This window comes from Methanocella sp., assembly GCF_035506375.1.
Lineage (GTDB): Archaea > Halobacteriota > Methanocellia > Methanocellales > Methanocellaceae > Methanocella.
This window is the reverse complement of record NZ_DATJPM010000030.1, coordinates 1-17487: the sequence shown is the minus strand read 5'-3', so window position 1 is coordinate 17487 and position 17487 is coordinate 1. Positions and strand designations below refer to the sequence as shown.

The following is a 17487-nucleotide window of genomic DNA, read 5'->3' as shown; positions in this document are numbered from 1 at the left end:
GAGATAGCATTCACGATAGGGAGACGTCGTGTTCCCATCCTTATACAGGAGGAAATCGACCTTCATGTTCGTGCCGTTATGGCCGGGCCTCAGGCCGACGGGCTGCTCCCAGGTCTGGTTATCGGCCAGGAAGATCCGGTCCGCCAGGAGCGTCGTGCTGTTAGCGCTATCGATGACCGTGACCACGAGATCATAGGCCTGGCCGTGGTTCTCGTGGTTAACAACGCCCACGGTCACGTTCTTTTGCTCGCCTGGCCTGAAGGACACGGGATAATTATCCGCCGTGCCATTCTGCCCCAGGATAAAGAATTCGGTAAAAGGCTCTCCAGGCTTTGGCACGACCAGCACATAGGCGATGACGCCGAGCATGATCACCAGGGAGACAACGATGATGATGGTAAAGGCTCGGCCACCGCCCGACAGGTCATTAAAGAGGCCGGCTTTCGCCTCCACACAGGCTTCCGTGAACGGGACCGAGAAGCGCTCTTCCTTCGGAAGGCCGTGCCGCCTCATGTTGGCGACCAGCGTGCACCATGTGGTGAGAGCCATCAGGCATACCACCAGGGGATCCAGGTGTATGCCCCAGGGCGTGTAGTTCAGCCCCAGCATGATGAGCGGAACCAGAATGATATTCAGCCCGAAGGAGAGCGCGAACCGCTCCATATGGCCGATGACTGCCTTTCCAGGATATAGCAGGGCCGTGACCGAATAGCCCGGGATGAAGAGCAGCATGGCCAGGCCCAGCACCGTCCTGATCACCGTTTCGTTCAACAGTGGCGTGTAGATGAACGCGGCCGTGGCCAGCGTCAGGAACAGGATAAGTTTCAGGTCGGTGCCCATGTCCAGGAGCAGATAGCTCATTTGTAAATTCGCCTTTGAAGTGTCGTATTCTACAGCCATAAAACCTCCATGTCAATGCTGGATCTTTCCGTTCAGGCCCCATCTTTTGCGGCAATTAAAATCGCTTTTTGAGGTCATAATAAATATAATATTTTAGTTATTGTATCATATTATATTTATAAATTGTGCATTAACCGGTTGCCCGCCAGATCATTATAAACCGGAAAACTATGATGTCACTTACGCCAGGATTCCAATGACGTATCCTGGTTATTTCAATTCTAAAAAAAGGAATAAATTAAGTTCCATGCGAATGTTTTTTTAGCGATAATATTATATATTATACATAATATAGTTATAGAGCAGGAGTTATGGAGGCAAGCGATTAGGGCAAGGCATGCCCCATGACTCGAGACTTATCCGATGGTCCGGATCGAGATACGCTGGAACCTCTTTGAGAAGATCTGCGAGACCTGTTAAGACGATAGAGGGATTGAACTGAGCTACATCCTGATAACTCCAATGGTAAATGAGGCCCGGCATCTGGGCCGCTTGAAAGAGATCGTTTTAAGCCAGACCGCGAGGCCCCGGATATGGGTCATCGGCGACGGCGGCAGCACGGATAAAAGCTACAGTATCGCAAAGGAGCTATTCCGGGGCCACGACTGGATCTACGTCATCCGGCAGAAAAATTACTCGGGCGAAGGCTACAGCCACGAGAATTTTTCCAATAACGTGAACGATTGCCTCCGATATGCGCGGGCCCTGTGCGCGAATAATAACATCCTGTATGATTTCGTCGGAAAAACCGACGCGACCCCGGCCCTGGACCCGGATTACTTCGAGGTATTACAGCGGGAGATGGAAAATAACCCAAAGCTTGCGTTCACCTGCGGGGCCCAGTATATCCTTCAGCCGGATGGCCGCTCTTACGAGCACATAAAAGGGTTTAACGATATCCGGCTGTACCGGCGGGAGTTCCTGGAGGAGATGGGCGGGTATCCCGTCGCGTTCTCCCCCGATACGATATTGATGATCAAAGCGCTCAACCGGCATTGGGAGGTAAAAAAAGTGCCCGCGACATCCTTTAAAAAATCACGGATCCGGGGCTCCAAGATCGGATTCTGGGGCGGCTATCGGCTCATCGGGAAAGGGATGTACCGCATCGGGTATAACCCGATACTGCTTTTGATGAACGCGATATTTTACACGAGGACGCCGCCCCATTATCTCGGGCTGGCGGTGGTCTCCGGATATATGGCGGACCTCATCCGGCGTGAGGAGAAAATAAAGGACCCGGAAGTCCTGAAATATTTCTGGCACGACCGGCTCGTCCAGATCACAAAAGGCATGATAACGGAGGGGAACGTATGATCAACATTAAGTTGAGTAATGAAAAAATATACCCGATACTCCTGGTGGTCTATGCCCTCGCGGGCACGGCAGCTTTTATCCTGTCGCTGGTAAAAGGCCTGAACAGGGAGCACATCGGGCTTGCCCTGCTGATCGGCTCTATCCTTTCCATGGCGATCATCCTCGTGCCCAAGAAGGCGACGCGGGCCGCGGCGGAGGCCATTAGCGACATTAACTTCAAGTTCACGGTCATCATCTGGCTGGTCGTTTTCATGTTTTCGGTGCTGCTGCTGCTGGATTCACTGAAAACCTACACGCTTTCGCTGCCCTACTATTTATCGATCTGCCTGATGGTCCTCGCCATATCCTACCAGATACTGTCGTCGAACAAGTTCAGCAATGCGCGATTAGCCATCATACTGGGCGAAATACTGATCCTCGCGTTCTACCTGAGCGCCTCGACCCTCTTCCTCTTCCAGGTCCCGATCGGCGCCGACGCGTACTTCCACACGCAGTATATCTCGCAGATCCTGAACTCCGGGAGCCTGTATATCAGCGAGAGCAACTACGAGAATTATCCGGTCTACCAGCTGACGTTCGTCGGCACCATGCTCCTGTCGAGCATCGGCGACGTCAAGATCGCCCAGCTTGTCCTGGCCTTTATCCAGGTGCTGGCGCTGGTATTCGTTTTTATCCTGTGCAATAAGATCTTTGAGCCGAAGATCGCCCTGCTGTCGACGCTGCTGATCTCGCTCTCGGCCCAGGTCATACTGCCCCGGTACTCGTTCTACCCGAGCAATTATGCCGTCATCTACTACATGCTGCTTCTCTTCGCCCTCTTCTGCCTGAAAAAGGAAGCGTATAAGGGAACGGTCACGCTGGTCCTGCTGCTGGCCATCAACTTCATGCACCCGGTCGTGGGTTTCGTCTCCTCCTTCACGATCATATTCATCTACGTCGCGAGTAAGCTATTAAAGATCAGGGACATCGTGGACCTGCGCTACGTCGCCATCAGCATCGTGCTCCTGATATTGCAATATTTCCGCCCCACGGAGACAGGAGCGAGGCTCTCGTCGCAGCTGGACCTGGCCCTGATGCAGCTTATGACGGGCGTGGCGGTGGTCACGAAGGCGACGTCGTCGCCGTACTATAGCTACGTGGATATCCTGCTCTACGAGCTGGGCTTCGCCCTGCTCATCGCTTTCGGCGTATGCGGCGCCCTGGTAGTCCTCAAGCTGAGCGAGAATAACATCGGGCAGATCGGGAAGGCAGTCAACGACAGGCGGACCCTGTTATCGCTGATCACCCTGTTCATAATCCCGATACCGTACCTTGAGGCGTTTATTGCACCCGATATGCTGCCGGACCGGTGGTTCGTCTTCATCACGGTGTTCCTGGGCATATTTGCCGCGATCGCCCTTTGCATGTTCGCCGAAGTCTTTAAGAAATTCACGATCGTCGTACTCCTCATCATACAGCTGATCGTGTTCTTTTCCATCACCACGCCCATCAGCAGTCCCAACGCCAGCATCTATTCCCAGGACCTGTCCATGAGGCCGGCGATCCAGTCGGAGGTCATCGCGGCCAACTTCTTTAAGGATTACGTGAACCCGGCGAAGATCGCGGTCAGCGCCATGTACCTGGCGCCCATCAATAGCACGCTTGACATACAGGACCACTTCCTCGACCCCGGGGACACATCGTATAAGGATAAGGTGCTCATCGTTCGGAACTTCGAGATGGAAAAAGGGTTCATCATGCCGCTGTTCGGCAATAACGGGCAGCTGCTGGAGAACATCAAGGCCAACGATACGTTCATGAACTATACCGGCAGCATCGACAAATTCTACGAGAACGGGGACGTGAGAGCATATCGGGTCTAAAAGCCGTCATGCTGGGGAAATATCCCGTGGAACGGGTATCGGGCGGTGTCGCGGTGCACACCATAAACCTGATCCACTCTCTGGGAAAGATCGACACGGCGGACCTGGATTTCTCCATCGTGTCCTACGGTAGGGATACGCGGGTATTCAAAGATGGAAATGCCACGATACGAATGATGAAGATCCATATGATCTATTATCTATTTCCCCCGCTGTCCATCCTGAGGATCGCTCACGAGGTCCGAAAAGTCAAGCCTTCCGTCATTCACGTCCAGGGATCGAACCTGACGCCGTATCTGGTCTACGCCCTCTTCTTTTCCCCGGGAGTAAAGAAGATAATAACCTTCCACGGCGACGAGCTCAAGGAAAAAATAACCGTCGGGCAGGTGCGCGATAACTCTGTCAGGTTCCACGCCTACAAATGGCTGGAAAAAACCGTTTTAACTAATTTCGACATGGTGGTCTGCGTGAGCGCCTATCTGAAAAGAAGCATCATTTCAGAGTATGGAGAAGACCTGGCGAAAAAGATCATCGTAATACCTAACGGCGCGGACCTGGTCAACTTCATTCCCCGGCCGAAGAGCGAGGAGCGCCGGAAATTGCGGATCCCCGGGGACGACTACGTCATATTCCACGCGAAGTCGATGGACGTCAACCATGGCCAGATGCAGCTAATCCGCGCGGTCTCGATCGTTAAGGAAAAGATCCCGGGCATCAGGCTTATATTAGCCGGTGACGGCCCCAACAGGCAGAACATTATAAATCTCATCGAGGAGCTGGGCCTGGCGAATAACGTGGTCCTGCTCGGCGACATCCAGAACCGGCAGATCCCGCAGTACATCGCGTCGAGCGACATCATCTGCATCCCGACGCTGTCCATGTATGGCATAGAGGAGCCGTCCTGTATATTCCTGCTGGAGGGAATGGCCATGGAAAAGCCCTGCATTGTCCCCGAGAGTGGAGGCTTTCCGGAGTCCGTCACCGATTACGTGAACGGCTTACTCATCCCGAGGGTCGAGCCGGATATCATCGCGGCCCGGGTCCTGGAGCTGCATGATAATCCTGCGCTGGCAAATGAGCTGGGCAAAAACGCCAGGTCATACGTTAAAAAAGAGAGGACGTGGGACGAGGTGGCGAAAAAGCTGGCAGAATATTATCATGGGCTCGCCCCGGCCAGGGTCCTTGCGCCGGCGAAGGTGATCGAATGAAGATACTTAGCGTAACGACGTCCATACCTGGCGACGACGCGGCCTGGTGGCGCATGTTCAATATCGCCAACATCCTCCGGGACAATGGCCACGAGGTCCATTTTATACACTACTGCAGTAAACCGAACTACGACCGGATCATCGACAAGGGCCAGTATCCCTATAACACCTTCATCCTCGCGAATGAGTGGAACGTTTTCCGGTATCACGTCCGGGTGCTCTCGCAGGAAAAATACGACCTGGTCTATGGCAATACCCATACGGGAACTTTCTGCTCGCTGCCGGGCAAGCTGAAGAACATACCGCTGATCTTCGATATGCACGGGGGGCTCGTGGAAGAGTTCCAGCTCAATAACTCCGACGTCCGGGGCTTCTATTATATTTTCCAGTATATCGAGGATGTCGTCATCGACTATCTGGATAAGAAATGCTCCGACCGGATCCTCTGCGTTTCCCGGAAAATGCTCCAGTACCTGAACGAGAAGGGCATACCGGCATCCAGGCTGGCCTACGTGACCAATGGCGTGGACCTGGAATATTTTAATGCGAAGGACGAAGGCGATAATCATGCTTTCCGAAGCAGGCTGGGCCTGGACGATAAGTTCATCATCGGCTACGTCGGGGGATTTCAAAAATGGCAGGGCGTCGAGAACTTCATCCTGGCGGCGAAAAGTATCCGGGACGAGCGCGCCGCTTTCCTGGTCGTGGGCGGAGACCGCGAATACCGGGACGGCAATGTCGTCTTCATGCCCAGCACGTCCCGGGAGCAGGTCAAGGCATATTATTCGGCCTGCGACGTGCTGACGCTGCCGAGGCCCGACCACCCATCGACCGAGATCGCCGCGCCCACGAAGTTCGCTGAATATACGGCCATGGGCAAGCCCATCCTTACCACGAACGTCGGGGATGCCGCGGAGCTCGTAAAAAAATACGGGTGCGGCATGGTCGTTAACGATAACAGCCCGGAGCAGCTGGCCCGCGGGTTCGAGGCGTATCACGGCTTTTCTGCGGATAAGATGCTGGAAATGGGCCGAAAGTCGAGGGCCCTGGCCGAGAACGAGTTCAGCTGGAACGACGTCTACAGGAATCTCCTGAAGGTTATCGAGTCAATTGGATAATAAAAAGAGCGGGACAGTCATGCCGTGTCGTCGACCCGGACTTCAGTTTTGCTCTTTTCCATGATCCGCCCGTCGTCGGAGATCTCCAGGCGGAGGGAGTTGAGCTTTTCAATGAGCGATTCGATGGCGGGCAATATCTTCTCCTTCTCGACCCGGTCATCCTTGATCTTGACGGCGAGCAGGTCGAGGTCCTTATTGACCTTCTTTACGAATACCTCAACGCCGCTGCCATTGGGGCCTCTGTCCAGGGCGCCGTTCCGTGCGGAACGGATGAGATCCAGAGCTTCGGCCTTGTCCATCCGGCCGGCCTTAACCTTCCGGTAGACATCCATCTGGACTCTTTCCGGGAGCCGGGAGATGGCCTCGAGAATATTCACGTTCATGGAATATGGCTCGGCCGCGGCCGCCTTGTCGCCGGCGGCAAGTTCCTGGACCCCGGGGGCCAGCCGGGTGGCCAGGCCGACCTTTGCGGTGACGTAGTGGCGGTCCTTTCCGATGACATCGGCGATCTCGTTATACTGGTATCCGTACTTTTCCTTCAGCGTGACAAATGCGTGACCCAGCTCGATATCGCTGATATCCTCGCGCTGGATGTTGGCGATGATCTGCCGGAAACGGTTATCCGCCTCGTTCTCATCGACGTTGACGATTACTTCCCTTCCGACGATCAGCTCAGCCACTTCAAGCTCTTTAAGCGCCCTGAGCCGGCGGTGCCCATCTATGACGGTATATATTTCACCGGACTTCCGGACGATTATCGGCTGCAGTAGCCCCACATCGGATATGGTATACTTCAGGCCGCCGATGTCAGTGCTGGATTTTCGGACACCGTCACTGTCGGGCTCGATCCGGTTAATGGGAATTGTCTGAAAAGGGATATCCTGGTTGTTCATGAACTGCACACCTCCTTAGAATTGGCGCACTGCCACTTATTATGTAAAGGCTTGTATGATTAGCGTCATATTTATAAGTTATTATAATTTTATGCGCTATTTTCCTGCCCGGGAATTATATAATAATGTCAAAAAAGATCAAGCGGGCTGCGTCACGTTGACCCAGAGGTGGCATTCCCGGTAGGGAGCGCTCATGTTGCCATCCGCGTAGAGCAGGAACTGCATCTCCATATTGTTGCCGGCCCGGTCCGGCGTCAGGTTGACCGTCTTTTCCCAGGTCTGATTATCCGCGAGCGTCAGCTTTTCCGAATAGAGGCTCGTCACCGCCAGGCTGTTGTTCAATGTAACCACCATGTCATAGGTGACGTTCCGGTACTCGTGGTTCGCGATGCCCACGATGACGGGCTTCTGGTCGCCCAGTACATATCTCGTCGGATAGTTATCGGCTTTGCCGTCGGGCCCGAGGATGTAGAACTCGGTAAACTTTTCGCCCTGCTTGGGGACGGCGACGACGTACGCCAGCGTGGCGATGGACAGGAGAATTGACAGGATGAGCACGACGGTCAGCGCCCTATCCAGCCGCGTCTTATCCTGAGAAAAGACCTCGCCCTTCAATTCTCTGTACGTTCCCCTGAAGTCGATATCGAAACGCTCTTCCGGCCTGAGCTCGTGGCGGCGCTTATTGGCCGCGAGTACGCAGACAAGCGTGAAAATCGTGAGACAGACTACGATCGGATCCAGCCGGATGCCCCAGGGCGTATAGTTCAGGCCCAGGCCGATGAGGGGCGAGACGGCGATGCTCAGCCCGAAGGACAGGGCGGCCCTCTCGATGCCGTCGATGTCCTTTTTACCCGGGAACAGGGCGGCGATGAGCGTATAGCCGGGCACAAAGAGCACCATGACCAGGCCTAGCGCCGAGCGAATGACCGTCTCGTTGAGCACGGGCACGTAGATGAAGGCGAGCGTGACCAGGGTAAAGGCGACGATAAGCTTCAGGTCCGCGGCCATGCCGAAGAAAAAATCGCCGATGTGCAGGTTGACCGTGTTCGAGTCGTCATTTTTCACAGCCATGATACCTCATAGTAATCGCAAAGTGATATTTAAAGCTTTGTCGCTCCCCTCGACTTTCTCGATGCGGACCTTGCGGCCGGTTCCCGAGGCAGCCATGCAAGCCAGGAAGCTACAAACGGGGCAGCCTGTGCGTGTGCATACATCCGGGTCGCTCGCACGGATGGAGCGGCACATGCCCTCATTTACCATGCCGGCCATAGTGATCGCCATAAAGTCCCCATCCCGCCGGACACTGACGGAAGAGACCATCTCCATGCCGTTCTCCACCACGTCCTTTATCTCGCTTTCCAGGCCTTCCTGCGTGAAAACGGCCCCCATACTGGAGGCAAGCTGGTAAAGCCCGTAACCCAGGGGCACGAGGGAAATGCCCTTGACCGGCCCCTTAACGTCGAACACTTCGACGCCAGGGCTAAGGCCGCTTATATTCTTTTCCTCGACGCGGGATATGGGAATGAAGACGCGGAAGAGCCCGCCATTAGCCGAGGTAATTCCTCCGGTGCCCACGAGCATCGACGACAGGACCCTATTCAGGGACAGGACACTTGAGATAGCGGCCGCGTCGCTGACTTCGTCCCGGAGGTAGCGCGAGGGCGTAAAGAAATAGAGCATAATAGCAAGGGATATTATGCCGATGCCGGCGAGCAATAAAAACATCGACATCGACGAGCCGTCGTTCGTGGCCCACCACAGTGCCATGAGTAAAAGCCCGAAAACGGCGAAGGCGATGGCAACGGCCTTAACCTGGTCTTTGAGTATCGCCCGCCAACTTTTGCCGTCGTCGCTCATATTTTCATCCCCGGATATGGCTCCTGCCCCGGCCGATCCTTCCTTCGGGCATCTCCCGCCCACGGGCGGAGACCACTTTAATAGAGGAAGCCATAAGCTTCTTCCTGGCATATTCCAGCTCCATGGCACGCTCGCCATCCTCATTACCGCTCAGGATGACCAGCGCCGAATGCCCGTAGTAGCGCGCCAGCCGCAGGCCGTTCATCAGGCTCGGCAGGCCCATGGAAAGGCCGGTGATGACCCGTATTTCGCATGGGGATTTCGAGTCCCCGGCGGCGGCGAGTATCGCCTTAATGAAGCCGTCCTCCCTGACATTCGCCAGATATCCCTTAAAGGTTTCCTCGATGACGGGGCTCAGGACGTCGCTGCCTGCCTCCTTCCCGATCACCTGCCCTGCTCCATAGATCTCGCTGACGGAAACGAAGGGCCCGGCGCTCATGCTATCGTCCACGGCATGCAGCTTCGACAGCACTTCGGAAAGCCGCCGCATATGTTGCCTTCCCATGCCGGGGCGGACGTGCTGCACTATCTCCGACCGTGAAAAACAGATGAGCCCGATCTTTTCGCCTTCGAGCAGCTCGCGGTCGATGAGGCCGGAGGCGACTGCCACGGATTCCTCGAACGCCCGTGCGCTCACGTCGACGAGAAAATATGCGGGAAGCGCCCTGTCGGCCTCGAACTCCCGGACCACCAGGTGGCCGGCCCGGGACGTAAGCGCCCAGTCAATGTTCCTGACACTGTCTCCGGGCGTATACAGGCGGACACCGAAAAAATCGCTGCCACGGCGCCTGTCAACCATGCTGACCGGCGCATCGGTTTTTCGATAGCCCGGGAGGGCCGCGTTCGGCCGGAGCAGATGTTCGCCGAGGGATAGGCGCACGCGGATGCTTTTAGCCTCGCCGCGAACGCGAGTCGCGGCGAACAATAGAGATGAGACGCTTAATTTTACCATACCAACGCGGTAGTCGCCAGGTTTCCGGGGAATGAGGCTCATGCTAAGCGTGCTCTCCTCGCCCTTCCGCAGCCTGACCTCCCGGACTGGAGGCCTGGCATCGAGCGCATCGTCGAGCAGCGGCTCCAGGGAAAGCACGATGCCGGACCTTCGCCCATGATATGCGGCATGTAGCGTAAAAGATGTCGATGCTCCGGGCGGTAGTTCGGCGCGCGAAAGGCTGGAGGAAAGGGAGAGCTCTCTATCCAGCGACCGTGTCGCCAGAAGCAGATTAGTGAAGTCCCATATAATGAAGATAAAGAGTGCCGCGAACGCCGCATAAAAGGGCAGGCCCCCGGTGAAGAGCGCGAGTAATAATAATACCAGCGCTGATGCCAGCATCGGGAGGGCGCTATCTTTTAGTTCCATAGAGATCAGGAGGGTACTTTAACCGTTGCCAGCAGCTCCTCGACGATACTGTCCACCGCCATTCCCTCCTGCTCGTATTCGGGCTTTATGATGAGCCGGTGATCCAGTACCCTCGGCGCGAGGTATTTCACGTCGTCGGGAATGACGTAGCTGCGGCCGTTCAGCGCCGCGACAGCCTTGGACGCCTTCAGGAAGGAGATCGAGGCCCTGGGGCTGGCGCCCAGCAGGAGCTTTTCGTGCTGCCTCGACGCGATGACGATATCACGGATGTATTCAAGGACCTTATCGTCGATGTAGACCCGCTTTACGATGTCGATCATATACAGTATCTTTTCCCGGCCCAAGGCCTCCTCAATGACGACGCCGGAATCGACATTCTTAGACTTTAGTAGCGTTAATTCCTCGTCGTCGCTGGGATAGCGGATATCCAGCTTGAACATGAAACGGTCGATCTGGGCTTCTGGCAGCGGGAAGGTGCCGACGACGTCGATGGGGTTCTCCGTCGCGATGACCATGAACGGCTGGGGCAGCGGGTAGGTGATGCCGTCGATGGAGACCTGCTTTTCCTCCATCGCCTCCAGCAGGGACGACTGGACCTTGGGCGACGCCCGGTTTATCTCGTCGACGAGGAGGAGATTCGTGAATATCGGGCCCTTATGCACGTCGAACTCCATGGTCCTCTGGTTAAAGATCGAGCCGCCCGTAATGTCTGACGGCATTATGTCCGGCACGAACTGGATGCGCTTGAAATCGAGGCCCGTCGCCGCGGCGAAGATCTTGGCGATGGTCGTCTTGGCCACGCCCGGGACGCCCTCGAGCATGATGTTGCCCCCGGCCAGGAGGGCCGTGGATATGTCGAATACCAGGGATTCCTTCCCGACGATGGCCCGCTTCGTCTGGGCCTTTACGCTGTCGACCATCGTGCAAAATTCCTTTACGTCCCCCTCGGCTTCCTTATTGACCTCGACTGCCATGCTGATCCCTAAAGCTTCTTATCCGATTCTTTAATATCTTTCCCTTTAACAGTAAATTTCATCAATATAAGGTTTTTTATGGACCGCCCCAGCCTGGCCATCAGAGGCACAAGCATGTCCCTGCCCATATATGCTATGCAGGCCGCCATGATGAGCAGAATGACGGCGAGCTGGGCGACGATGTCGTATTTGAGCGAGTAGAAGACGACGCCCATCGGCGAAACCGGACTGCCGTGGGAGACGTCGACGAGCACAGTGCCCCGGGACAGGCCTTTGAGGAAGACGCCGTTGTCGCCCTTATCGAGCATGCCGTTAATGAAGAGGTCCGCATCGCTGACGACGATCAGCTCTCCCTTGCCCATCGTATATCGGGCGACCACAGGGTATGTGCCGGTCCTCTCGTCCGCGTCCAGCCGGGCATTATCGTTATGGTCCAGCCATGCGTCGCTCGACGTCGAAGCTATGATGTCGGCGTTCCCCTGGACTTTGAGAACGGCCGGGTGATTGAGCACGAGCCTGCTGACGTTCATCGTAAAGGGAGATGAAGCTATATCTGTGATCGCCGGGAAGGACTGGTTGATATAATAGTTTTCGTACTGGCACATAGGGACGGGGTCGATTGTGATGGGCGAGCCGATACCCGTTAGCAGGCTGTCGGCTTTCCCGAAGTCGTCCATGACCACGACCCTGCCGCCACCGTAGAGGAATCGGGCTACCCGGGAAGATTCATCCGGCGTGTAGTTGGTCGCCGGGCCGATGATCATCAGCGTGTCGCCATTGCCCGCGTCCGCCAGGCTCGATATATCATAAAGAGGCTGCACATCCCGGCCCATACTCGAGAGCCCGTTCCACGACGGGTTCGTCAGGCGGAAATCGGCGTCCGTGACGTAGAACCTTGCCGCGATGAGCGCGACCACGACCAGGGCCGCGACGACGAGAAGGAGCGTGGTTTTTTTCACCGTGCCGCCTCCCGGATACAGTTGTCCAGGTCCTTTATGCCGCCGACTGCCCGCTCCAGCTCGGCGGACGTGACAGGCATGTTCGCGAATATGGCCTTTTCATAGAGGCCGACGATGTCTTTTAATGGATGGGATACGGATGGGACCGCGGCAACTGCCGCATCATAGAACTCATGGTGCGTTAACGATTCGTCGAGCCTGACCCGGGCGGATAAGACTTTCCTCGAGAGGATGTACACCTGGGCCATCGCTTCCCGGGAGTCTTTTGTGCCAAGTGAGCGTATACGGTCGGACTCGGCAGCGACATCCAATGGAGGCTCGACCGGCGTAATGATGGGCGTCGCGGGAGCTTCGGGTATCATAACGGCTTTTTCAGGCGCAGGGACATGATACCGGCGCCAGATAAATACGGCCACTATTGCCGCTATCAGCAGGATCGCGGCGCCAGTGAAAAGCATGGCCATCCGGTCTTCCGGAGGCCCTGCCGCCTGGAAAACGACCGCAAGCGGCGCGCTCGATGAAGCGGCCAGCGCCTTGCCCGGGCCCGGATCATATGAGGCAAATATCGTATGATTGCCGGCCGTTGAATTATTCGATAAAACGATAACGACATCGTAGGCCCCGTCATCGCCCGTAATTCCGCTGCCGGCGGCCGAGCCGTCGATGAGGATGGAGACGTTCGCGCCATCCACGGGCACGCCGTTATCGGCTGTAAATGAGCCGTATATGCCGTAAGGGCTGCCTATGACGGCTGCGCCTGACGTATTGATAGTCAGGTTCGTCTGCCGGGCCGGTATGTTCAGCGACCGGCTCTGCGAGGACCCGTTCAGGAGGATATCGTTTACGCCACGAAGATATACAGCGTTAACGAGCGAGTTCCCGGCGGGCATCGAAGGGCCGATGTGGAACGTATATGCATAAGAGCCATTCCTGTCCGTCGATACGTTCGCCAGTAAAGCGCCGTTAAGGAATATCCCGACCGGCCTATCCCGCATTACCATGCCGTCGCTCGTAAGCTCGCCGGTCACATTCACCGTGTCCCCGAACGATGCCGTGTCCCGGTCCATAAGGAGGGATAGCGTGGAGGGCATGTCCTGGAGGGTTAGCTCAATATAGTTGCTGAGAACAAGGGGGCCGGGAGAAGACGACGGCACGTACTCGGCGTGGGCGAGAATATGGTCTCCGGACACGCCTACGGGAACATCGTAGCTAAGAAAGCCCTCGCCGTTGATGTCGGTGACGAAAGTGCCCGCAGGCTTGCCGTCGACGTAGACGCCCACGCCGGCGTTGCTGACGGGATCGCCGTTCGAGTCCCGGAGATACCCGAAGAAGTTGACCCGGCCGCCCACGGACGTCTGGCCCCGGTCCGCATTAAGCTGTATCCTGTAGCCATTATCGGAAATGGTCAAATTACTGTAAGACTGGTTGAGCCGGTATACGTACTGGTCCAGGCTGCCCAGAGAGCTGTCCAGGCTCCCGACGTCCACGTTCCGGTCCGAGAGGATGCTTTCCAGGACCGTGACGTTGCGCCTCAGGCTGCCGTAGGACGAGGAAACGTTGCGATAGCTGTCCCGGACCTGCGCGGCCGCGATGCTGGCGTTGGCCTGGTCGCCGCCGGATAAGGAAGCGTTGTATAAGATCATGCCCCGGCCATAGGCGTCCGAGCCGTCGATGATGGCCCGGATATCGGCGTTCGTGAGGTTCATCTGGCCCGAAATATTCTGGTAATCCGACTCCGAAAGGTTGAGCTGCCAGAGCAGTTCGCCGAAATTATCGAGCGACGAGGAGAAGCGCGCGTAGGCATTCCGGGCGGATGTAATATTATTGTTATTGAGCGCGGAAGAGACGTCGCCCAGGCTGCCCAGCATTTTTACCAGGAGCGCGTTCATCTGAGCGTCGAAGCCCTGGCCGTGGCTCGGCGTCAGAGTGTTCGGGTTTTCATGGACGGTCTGGGCGGCGGCGGGAAGACATGATATTAATAGTATGGCGATAACGAGGGCTGCCGGCTTTATAGGAAATATTATTGAATAATATGTTTTTTTTCCTGCCATTGTACTCCCAGCTCAGACCCCGAGGATGGCCAGCACCTTTTCAATGACGATGAGGGAAAAGACGAGCACGCCGAGGATTATTACGATGTTCACGCGCGAGCGCCAGGCGGGCCGGACCGTAAAAGGGCCGCTGAGCTCGACAATGACCAGGAAGCCGATGAGGCAGAGGACGAAGAAGTATTCGTAGCTGATGCTACCGAAGAGCGCCAGCAGCGCCAGTACGGCGAACATCCAGCCCCCGAAAATATATACGAGTCTCTGGCTCCTGGTCAACATCTTTACACACACTAGTGCGATAGTATAATAATTTTTTTATCCCGAGCGATAATGTTTATATCCTTGCACGAATATTAACTATGGGTCGAGAGCTTGAGGCATAATAACAAATATTTGGATGTCTTAATTGTTATCACAATTATTTTGGCCATAATTTTTGGAGCCAACGGTTTAGCGGTGTCCCAATCCGTCATTGTACAGGACTCGCCGGGCGTCAGTGTTACGCGTATCGTGAACGGGTCCAGCACCGGTACGGCGCAATATTTACCGGATGAAAACTTTACCGTGGAACTCGACTATTCGGTGACCGGTACTCAATACGCTGTATCCATCAGGGAATATTTACCGGAGTACTGGGAGGTCGTCGACAGCAATGTACCGTTTACTAACGATCCATCGGACCCGCGGAACTACACATGGAATATTTCCAGCCCCTTGACCGGCGTGAGCAATGGTAAAATATTCTATCTTGTCCATATACCGTCAGGCACACCGGCCCCGGACGACTATGGTATTGCAGGCGGAGTTGCCTGGTTTAGCAGCTATTCGGACGTCAAGGATGGTAATCCGACAGGTTCTGCCCAGACAGACACGACCCATATTATCATCGATAATTCGACCGAAGGAAACGGCCCATGTATTTGGATATCGAACATTACCGAGTTGAGTGGCGACCCGAGTGTTAATGGCAACGGACACCTGGAGGCTGGCGAAACCGCCCAATTCCAATATAATATCTGGGATCCGTCGGGCATAGATAATAATTATCAGATCCTGGTTAATGATATCGTGGTGAAGCCGGATAGCGAGACTTGGGACCCTACTTATAAATACGTATATGGCACAGCCCATGCACCGGTGATCGCGAATACGACTGATCCTAATAATGTGACGAATACATTCGAAATCAAAGCCCAAGGTTCTACGGATCCATTTACCCCGACGGATTTCACATTACCGGTTTATGTTCCTAATTATAATTATACCGTATGGATGAGCAGCGAATGGAACGGCTTCACGACTCATTCGGCGGCCTTCGAGCCCACGAGCTCGGCAACTGAAGGCGGATGGCTCACCCTTAAGGGCGATAATCAGATCCAGGTGCCAACATTTACTGTTAACTATAATGGGCCGGCCACTATTCATAAAGAAGTATCGGGCATGATCTCGAAAATTCCATTCTATAGTATGTTCAGCTTCCTCGGTATCTCGGGCGATGCATCGGCATCCGTGGACATGACGCCTCACGGCGTTATAGTGCCGTATAGTACTTATCCGGTTTACCGTGAGGGTGACGATGTCTCGGCGACCTTTAACGGTTCCTCGGAAATGTCCCATAAAACGTTCCACGTCATGCTGTTGGACCTGAGCCGCATGAATCTGGACCTTACGGACATGAGTTCCTTCATCGACAGCATGAAAAGCCTGACCATGGAAAATATAAAGAACAGCGAGATCGGCAGCGCGGACATTGCAGCGGACCCGGGCTCGAGCGACTTTAATGTGGGCGACAGCAATATTCCAGCTCTGGAGGATATGAGCCAGGGCAATTACGTATTATTAGTTATGGACTATAGCATGCCGAATACGCCGTGCCTGGTAAGCGCTGCGCCCTTCGTTGTCACGAAGAACGGCCTGGAGACGACACAGGTAGGCCCGGATGCAATGCCCGGCGAACCGGTCACGCTCAGTGAAACGCTTACGGGCACAGTACCTGACTCGGAATATGTTTATATTGCGGCCATGGTCCCGGAGGATAATTACTCGGCAATACTGGACGTGACGGTGCCCGATGGCGGCTCGGTGAGCGGGACATCTCTCGATTTCCATGGGCTGTCCATGAAGGAGCACGGTACGATCACGACTGACGGCACGGATGCGGGCACGTACTTGATGGTTAATGGCATGGCCGGCGATTATAAGCTCTACTCGGACGACCTGAAGGATACGGCTAAGATGAGGGGTATCCTGACGTCTGAGTTAAATGAGTCTAACGTCTCGGTAACGGTAAGCGACAGGACGACGGATAAGAGCCGGGATATCACGCTGTTGACGAATGACACGATGCCGACGGGCAAATACATCGTGACATCGGTCGTCGTTGACAGGAATACCGGTAAGATCGCGGGCATAAACCAGACGAATATAACGCTTGGAGGGTCATTAGACATTCCATTGTATACGGGATGGAATTTAATCTCACTCCCATTAAAGCCTTTAGACGATAACCTAACTGCAGTATTCACGCCCGATGTGTTAAAACATGTTTTCGTTATCTGGGGATATAATAGCTCGAATGCATCTTCACCATGGGACTATTATGTGACAGCCGGATACCCGTACATTCAAGGCAATTTAACTAAATTCAATGAAAGCTATGGGTATTGGGTGCTATGTTATAATGATACGACATTACATGTAACGGGAACGACAGCGGATCCTAATACAATTACAAAGAATTATGGATGGAATTTAGTCGGTAATCCGGTGACATCTAATAGGGATGTCCGTAGTGTCTATCCCGAAAGTTTCGTCGTATGGGAGTTCGATGGCTTAACACAACAATATAATTACTGGTGCTCAGCAGCGGATACCTCGGGATCGATTTATATTCAAGGTTCATTAAATACACTTAAACCTGGATATGGGTATTGGGTGTTAGAATTGGGAGGTTAATTGCGATGGAAAAATACAAAATAATTCCTATAATTACCG

14 protein-coding genes are annotated in these 17487 nt (G+C 54.8%); 5 read left to right on the top strand and 9 right to left on the bottom strand.

The genetic code is table 11. From position 1 onward, the window contains the following. Window positions 1-900 (bottom strand): DUF1616 domain-containing protein (locus VMC84_RS03475; protein ID WP_325378181.1); only part of this gene is annotated, 900 nt, incomplete at its 3' end. A 462-nt stretch (window positions 901-1362) separates the two neighbouring features. Between VMC84_RS03475 and VMC84_RS03470 the strand changes: the two genes are divergently transcribed. Genes VMC84_RS03470 through VMC84_RS03455 form a run of 4 tightly spaced genes read left to right on the top strand, consistent with a single transcriptional unit; the run spans window position 1363 to window position 6402 of the window. Next, window positions 1363-2214, top strand: a complete 852-nt coding sequence (locus VMC84_RS03470) for a glycosyltransferase family A protein (protein ID WP_325378179.1) — start codon at window positions 1363-1365, stop codon at window positions 2212-2214. Next, window positions 2211-4076 (top strand): hypothetical protein, encoded by a 1866-nt coding sequence (locus tag VMC84_RS03465; RefSeq protein WP_325378177.1) that lies wholly within the window; start codon window positions 2211-2213, stop codon window positions 4074-4076. The genes VMC84_RS03470 and VMC84_RS03465 overlap by 4 nt, the downstream gene beginning before the upstream one ends. A 26-nt stretch (window positions 4077-4102) precedes the next feature. Further along, the gene (locus VMC84_RS03460) at window positions 4103-5284 is read left to right on the top strand and encodes a glycosyltransferase family 4 protein (RefSeq protein WP_325378175.1); all 1182 of its coding nucleotides are present in this window, start codon (window positions 4103-4105) and stop codon (window positions 5282-5284) included. Further along, window positions 5281-6402 (top strand): glycosyltransferase family 4 protein, encoded by a 1122-nt coding sequence (locus VMC84_RS03455; RefSeq protein ID WP_325378173.1) that lies wholly within the window; start codon window positions 5281-5283, stop codon window positions 6400-6402. Before VMC84_RS03460 ends, VMC84_RS03455 begins: the two co-directional genes overlap by 4 nt. 17 nt (window positions 6403-6419) lie before the next feature. Here VMC84_RS03455 and VMC84_RS03450 read toward each other — a convergent pair whose 3' ends face one another. The 8 genes from VMC84_RS03450 to VMC84_RS03415 form a co-directional block, all read right to left on the bottom strand. After that, complete coding sequence (locus VMC84_RS03450; RefSeq protein WP_325378172.1) at window positions 6420-7295, bottom strand: ParB/RepB/Spo0J family partition protein; 876 nt, start codon at window positions 7293-7295, stop codon at window positions 6420-6422. 138 nt (window positions 7296-7433) lie between these two features. After that, entirely contained in the window at window positions 7434-8366 is a 933-nt protein-coding gene (locus tag VMC84_RS03445; protein WP_325378171.1) for a DUF1616 domain-containing protein, read from the bottom strand. A 6-nt stretch (window positions 8367-8372) separates the two neighbouring features. Beyond that, window positions 8373-9152, bottom strand: a complete 780-nt coding sequence (locus VMC84_RS03440; protein WP_325378169.1) for a hypothetical protein — start codon at window positions 9150-9152, stop codon at window positions 8373-8375. A gap of 4 nt (window positions 9153-9156) precedes the next feature. After that, on the bottom strand, window positions 9157-10512 hold the full coding sequence (locus VMC84_RS03435; RefSeq protein ID WP_325378167.1) for a DUF58 domain-containing protein: 1356 nt from the start codon (window positions 10510-10512) through the stop codon (window positions 9157-9159). A gap of 5 nt (window positions 10513-10517) precedes the next feature. Beyond that, window positions 10518-11486: a MoxR family ATPase gene (locus VMC84_RS03430; RefSeq protein ID WP_325378165.1), complete on the bottom strand. Its 969-nt coding sequence runs from the start codon at window positions 11484-11486 to the stop codon at window positions 10518-10520. 8 nt (window positions 11487-11494) lie between these two features. After that, the gene (locus tag VMC84_RS03425) at window positions 11495-12445 is read right to left on the bottom strand and encodes a DUF4350 domain-containing protein (protein WP_325378163.1); all 951 of its coding nucleotides are present in this window, start codon (window positions 12443-12445) and stop codon (window positions 11495-11497) included. Continuing rightward, on the bottom strand, window positions 12442-14496 hold the full coding sequence (locus VMC84_RS03420; protein WP_325378161.1) for a DUF4129 domain-containing protein: 2055 nt from the start codon (window positions 14494-14496) through the stop codon (window positions 12442-12444). Before VMC84_RS03420 ends, VMC84_RS03425 begins: the two co-directional genes overlap by 4 nt. Before the next feature lie 12 nt (window positions 14497-14508). Continuing rightward, on the bottom strand, window positions 14509-14772 hold the full coding sequence (locus VMC84_RS03415) for a hypothetical protein (protein ID WP_325378159.1): 264 nt from the start codon (window positions 14770-14772) through the stop codon (window positions 14509-14511). A gap of 177 nt (window positions 14773-14949) precedes the next feature. Between VMC84_RS03415 and VMC84_RS03410 the strand changes: the two genes are divergently transcribed. Continuing rightward, window positions 14950-17448: a TIGR04279 domain-containing protein gene (locus VMC84_RS03410; RefSeq protein WP_325378157.1), complete on the top strand. Its 2499-nt coding sequence runs from the start codon at window positions 14950-14952 to the stop codon at window positions 17446-17448. Window positions 17449-17487: the final 39 nt, after the last annotated feature.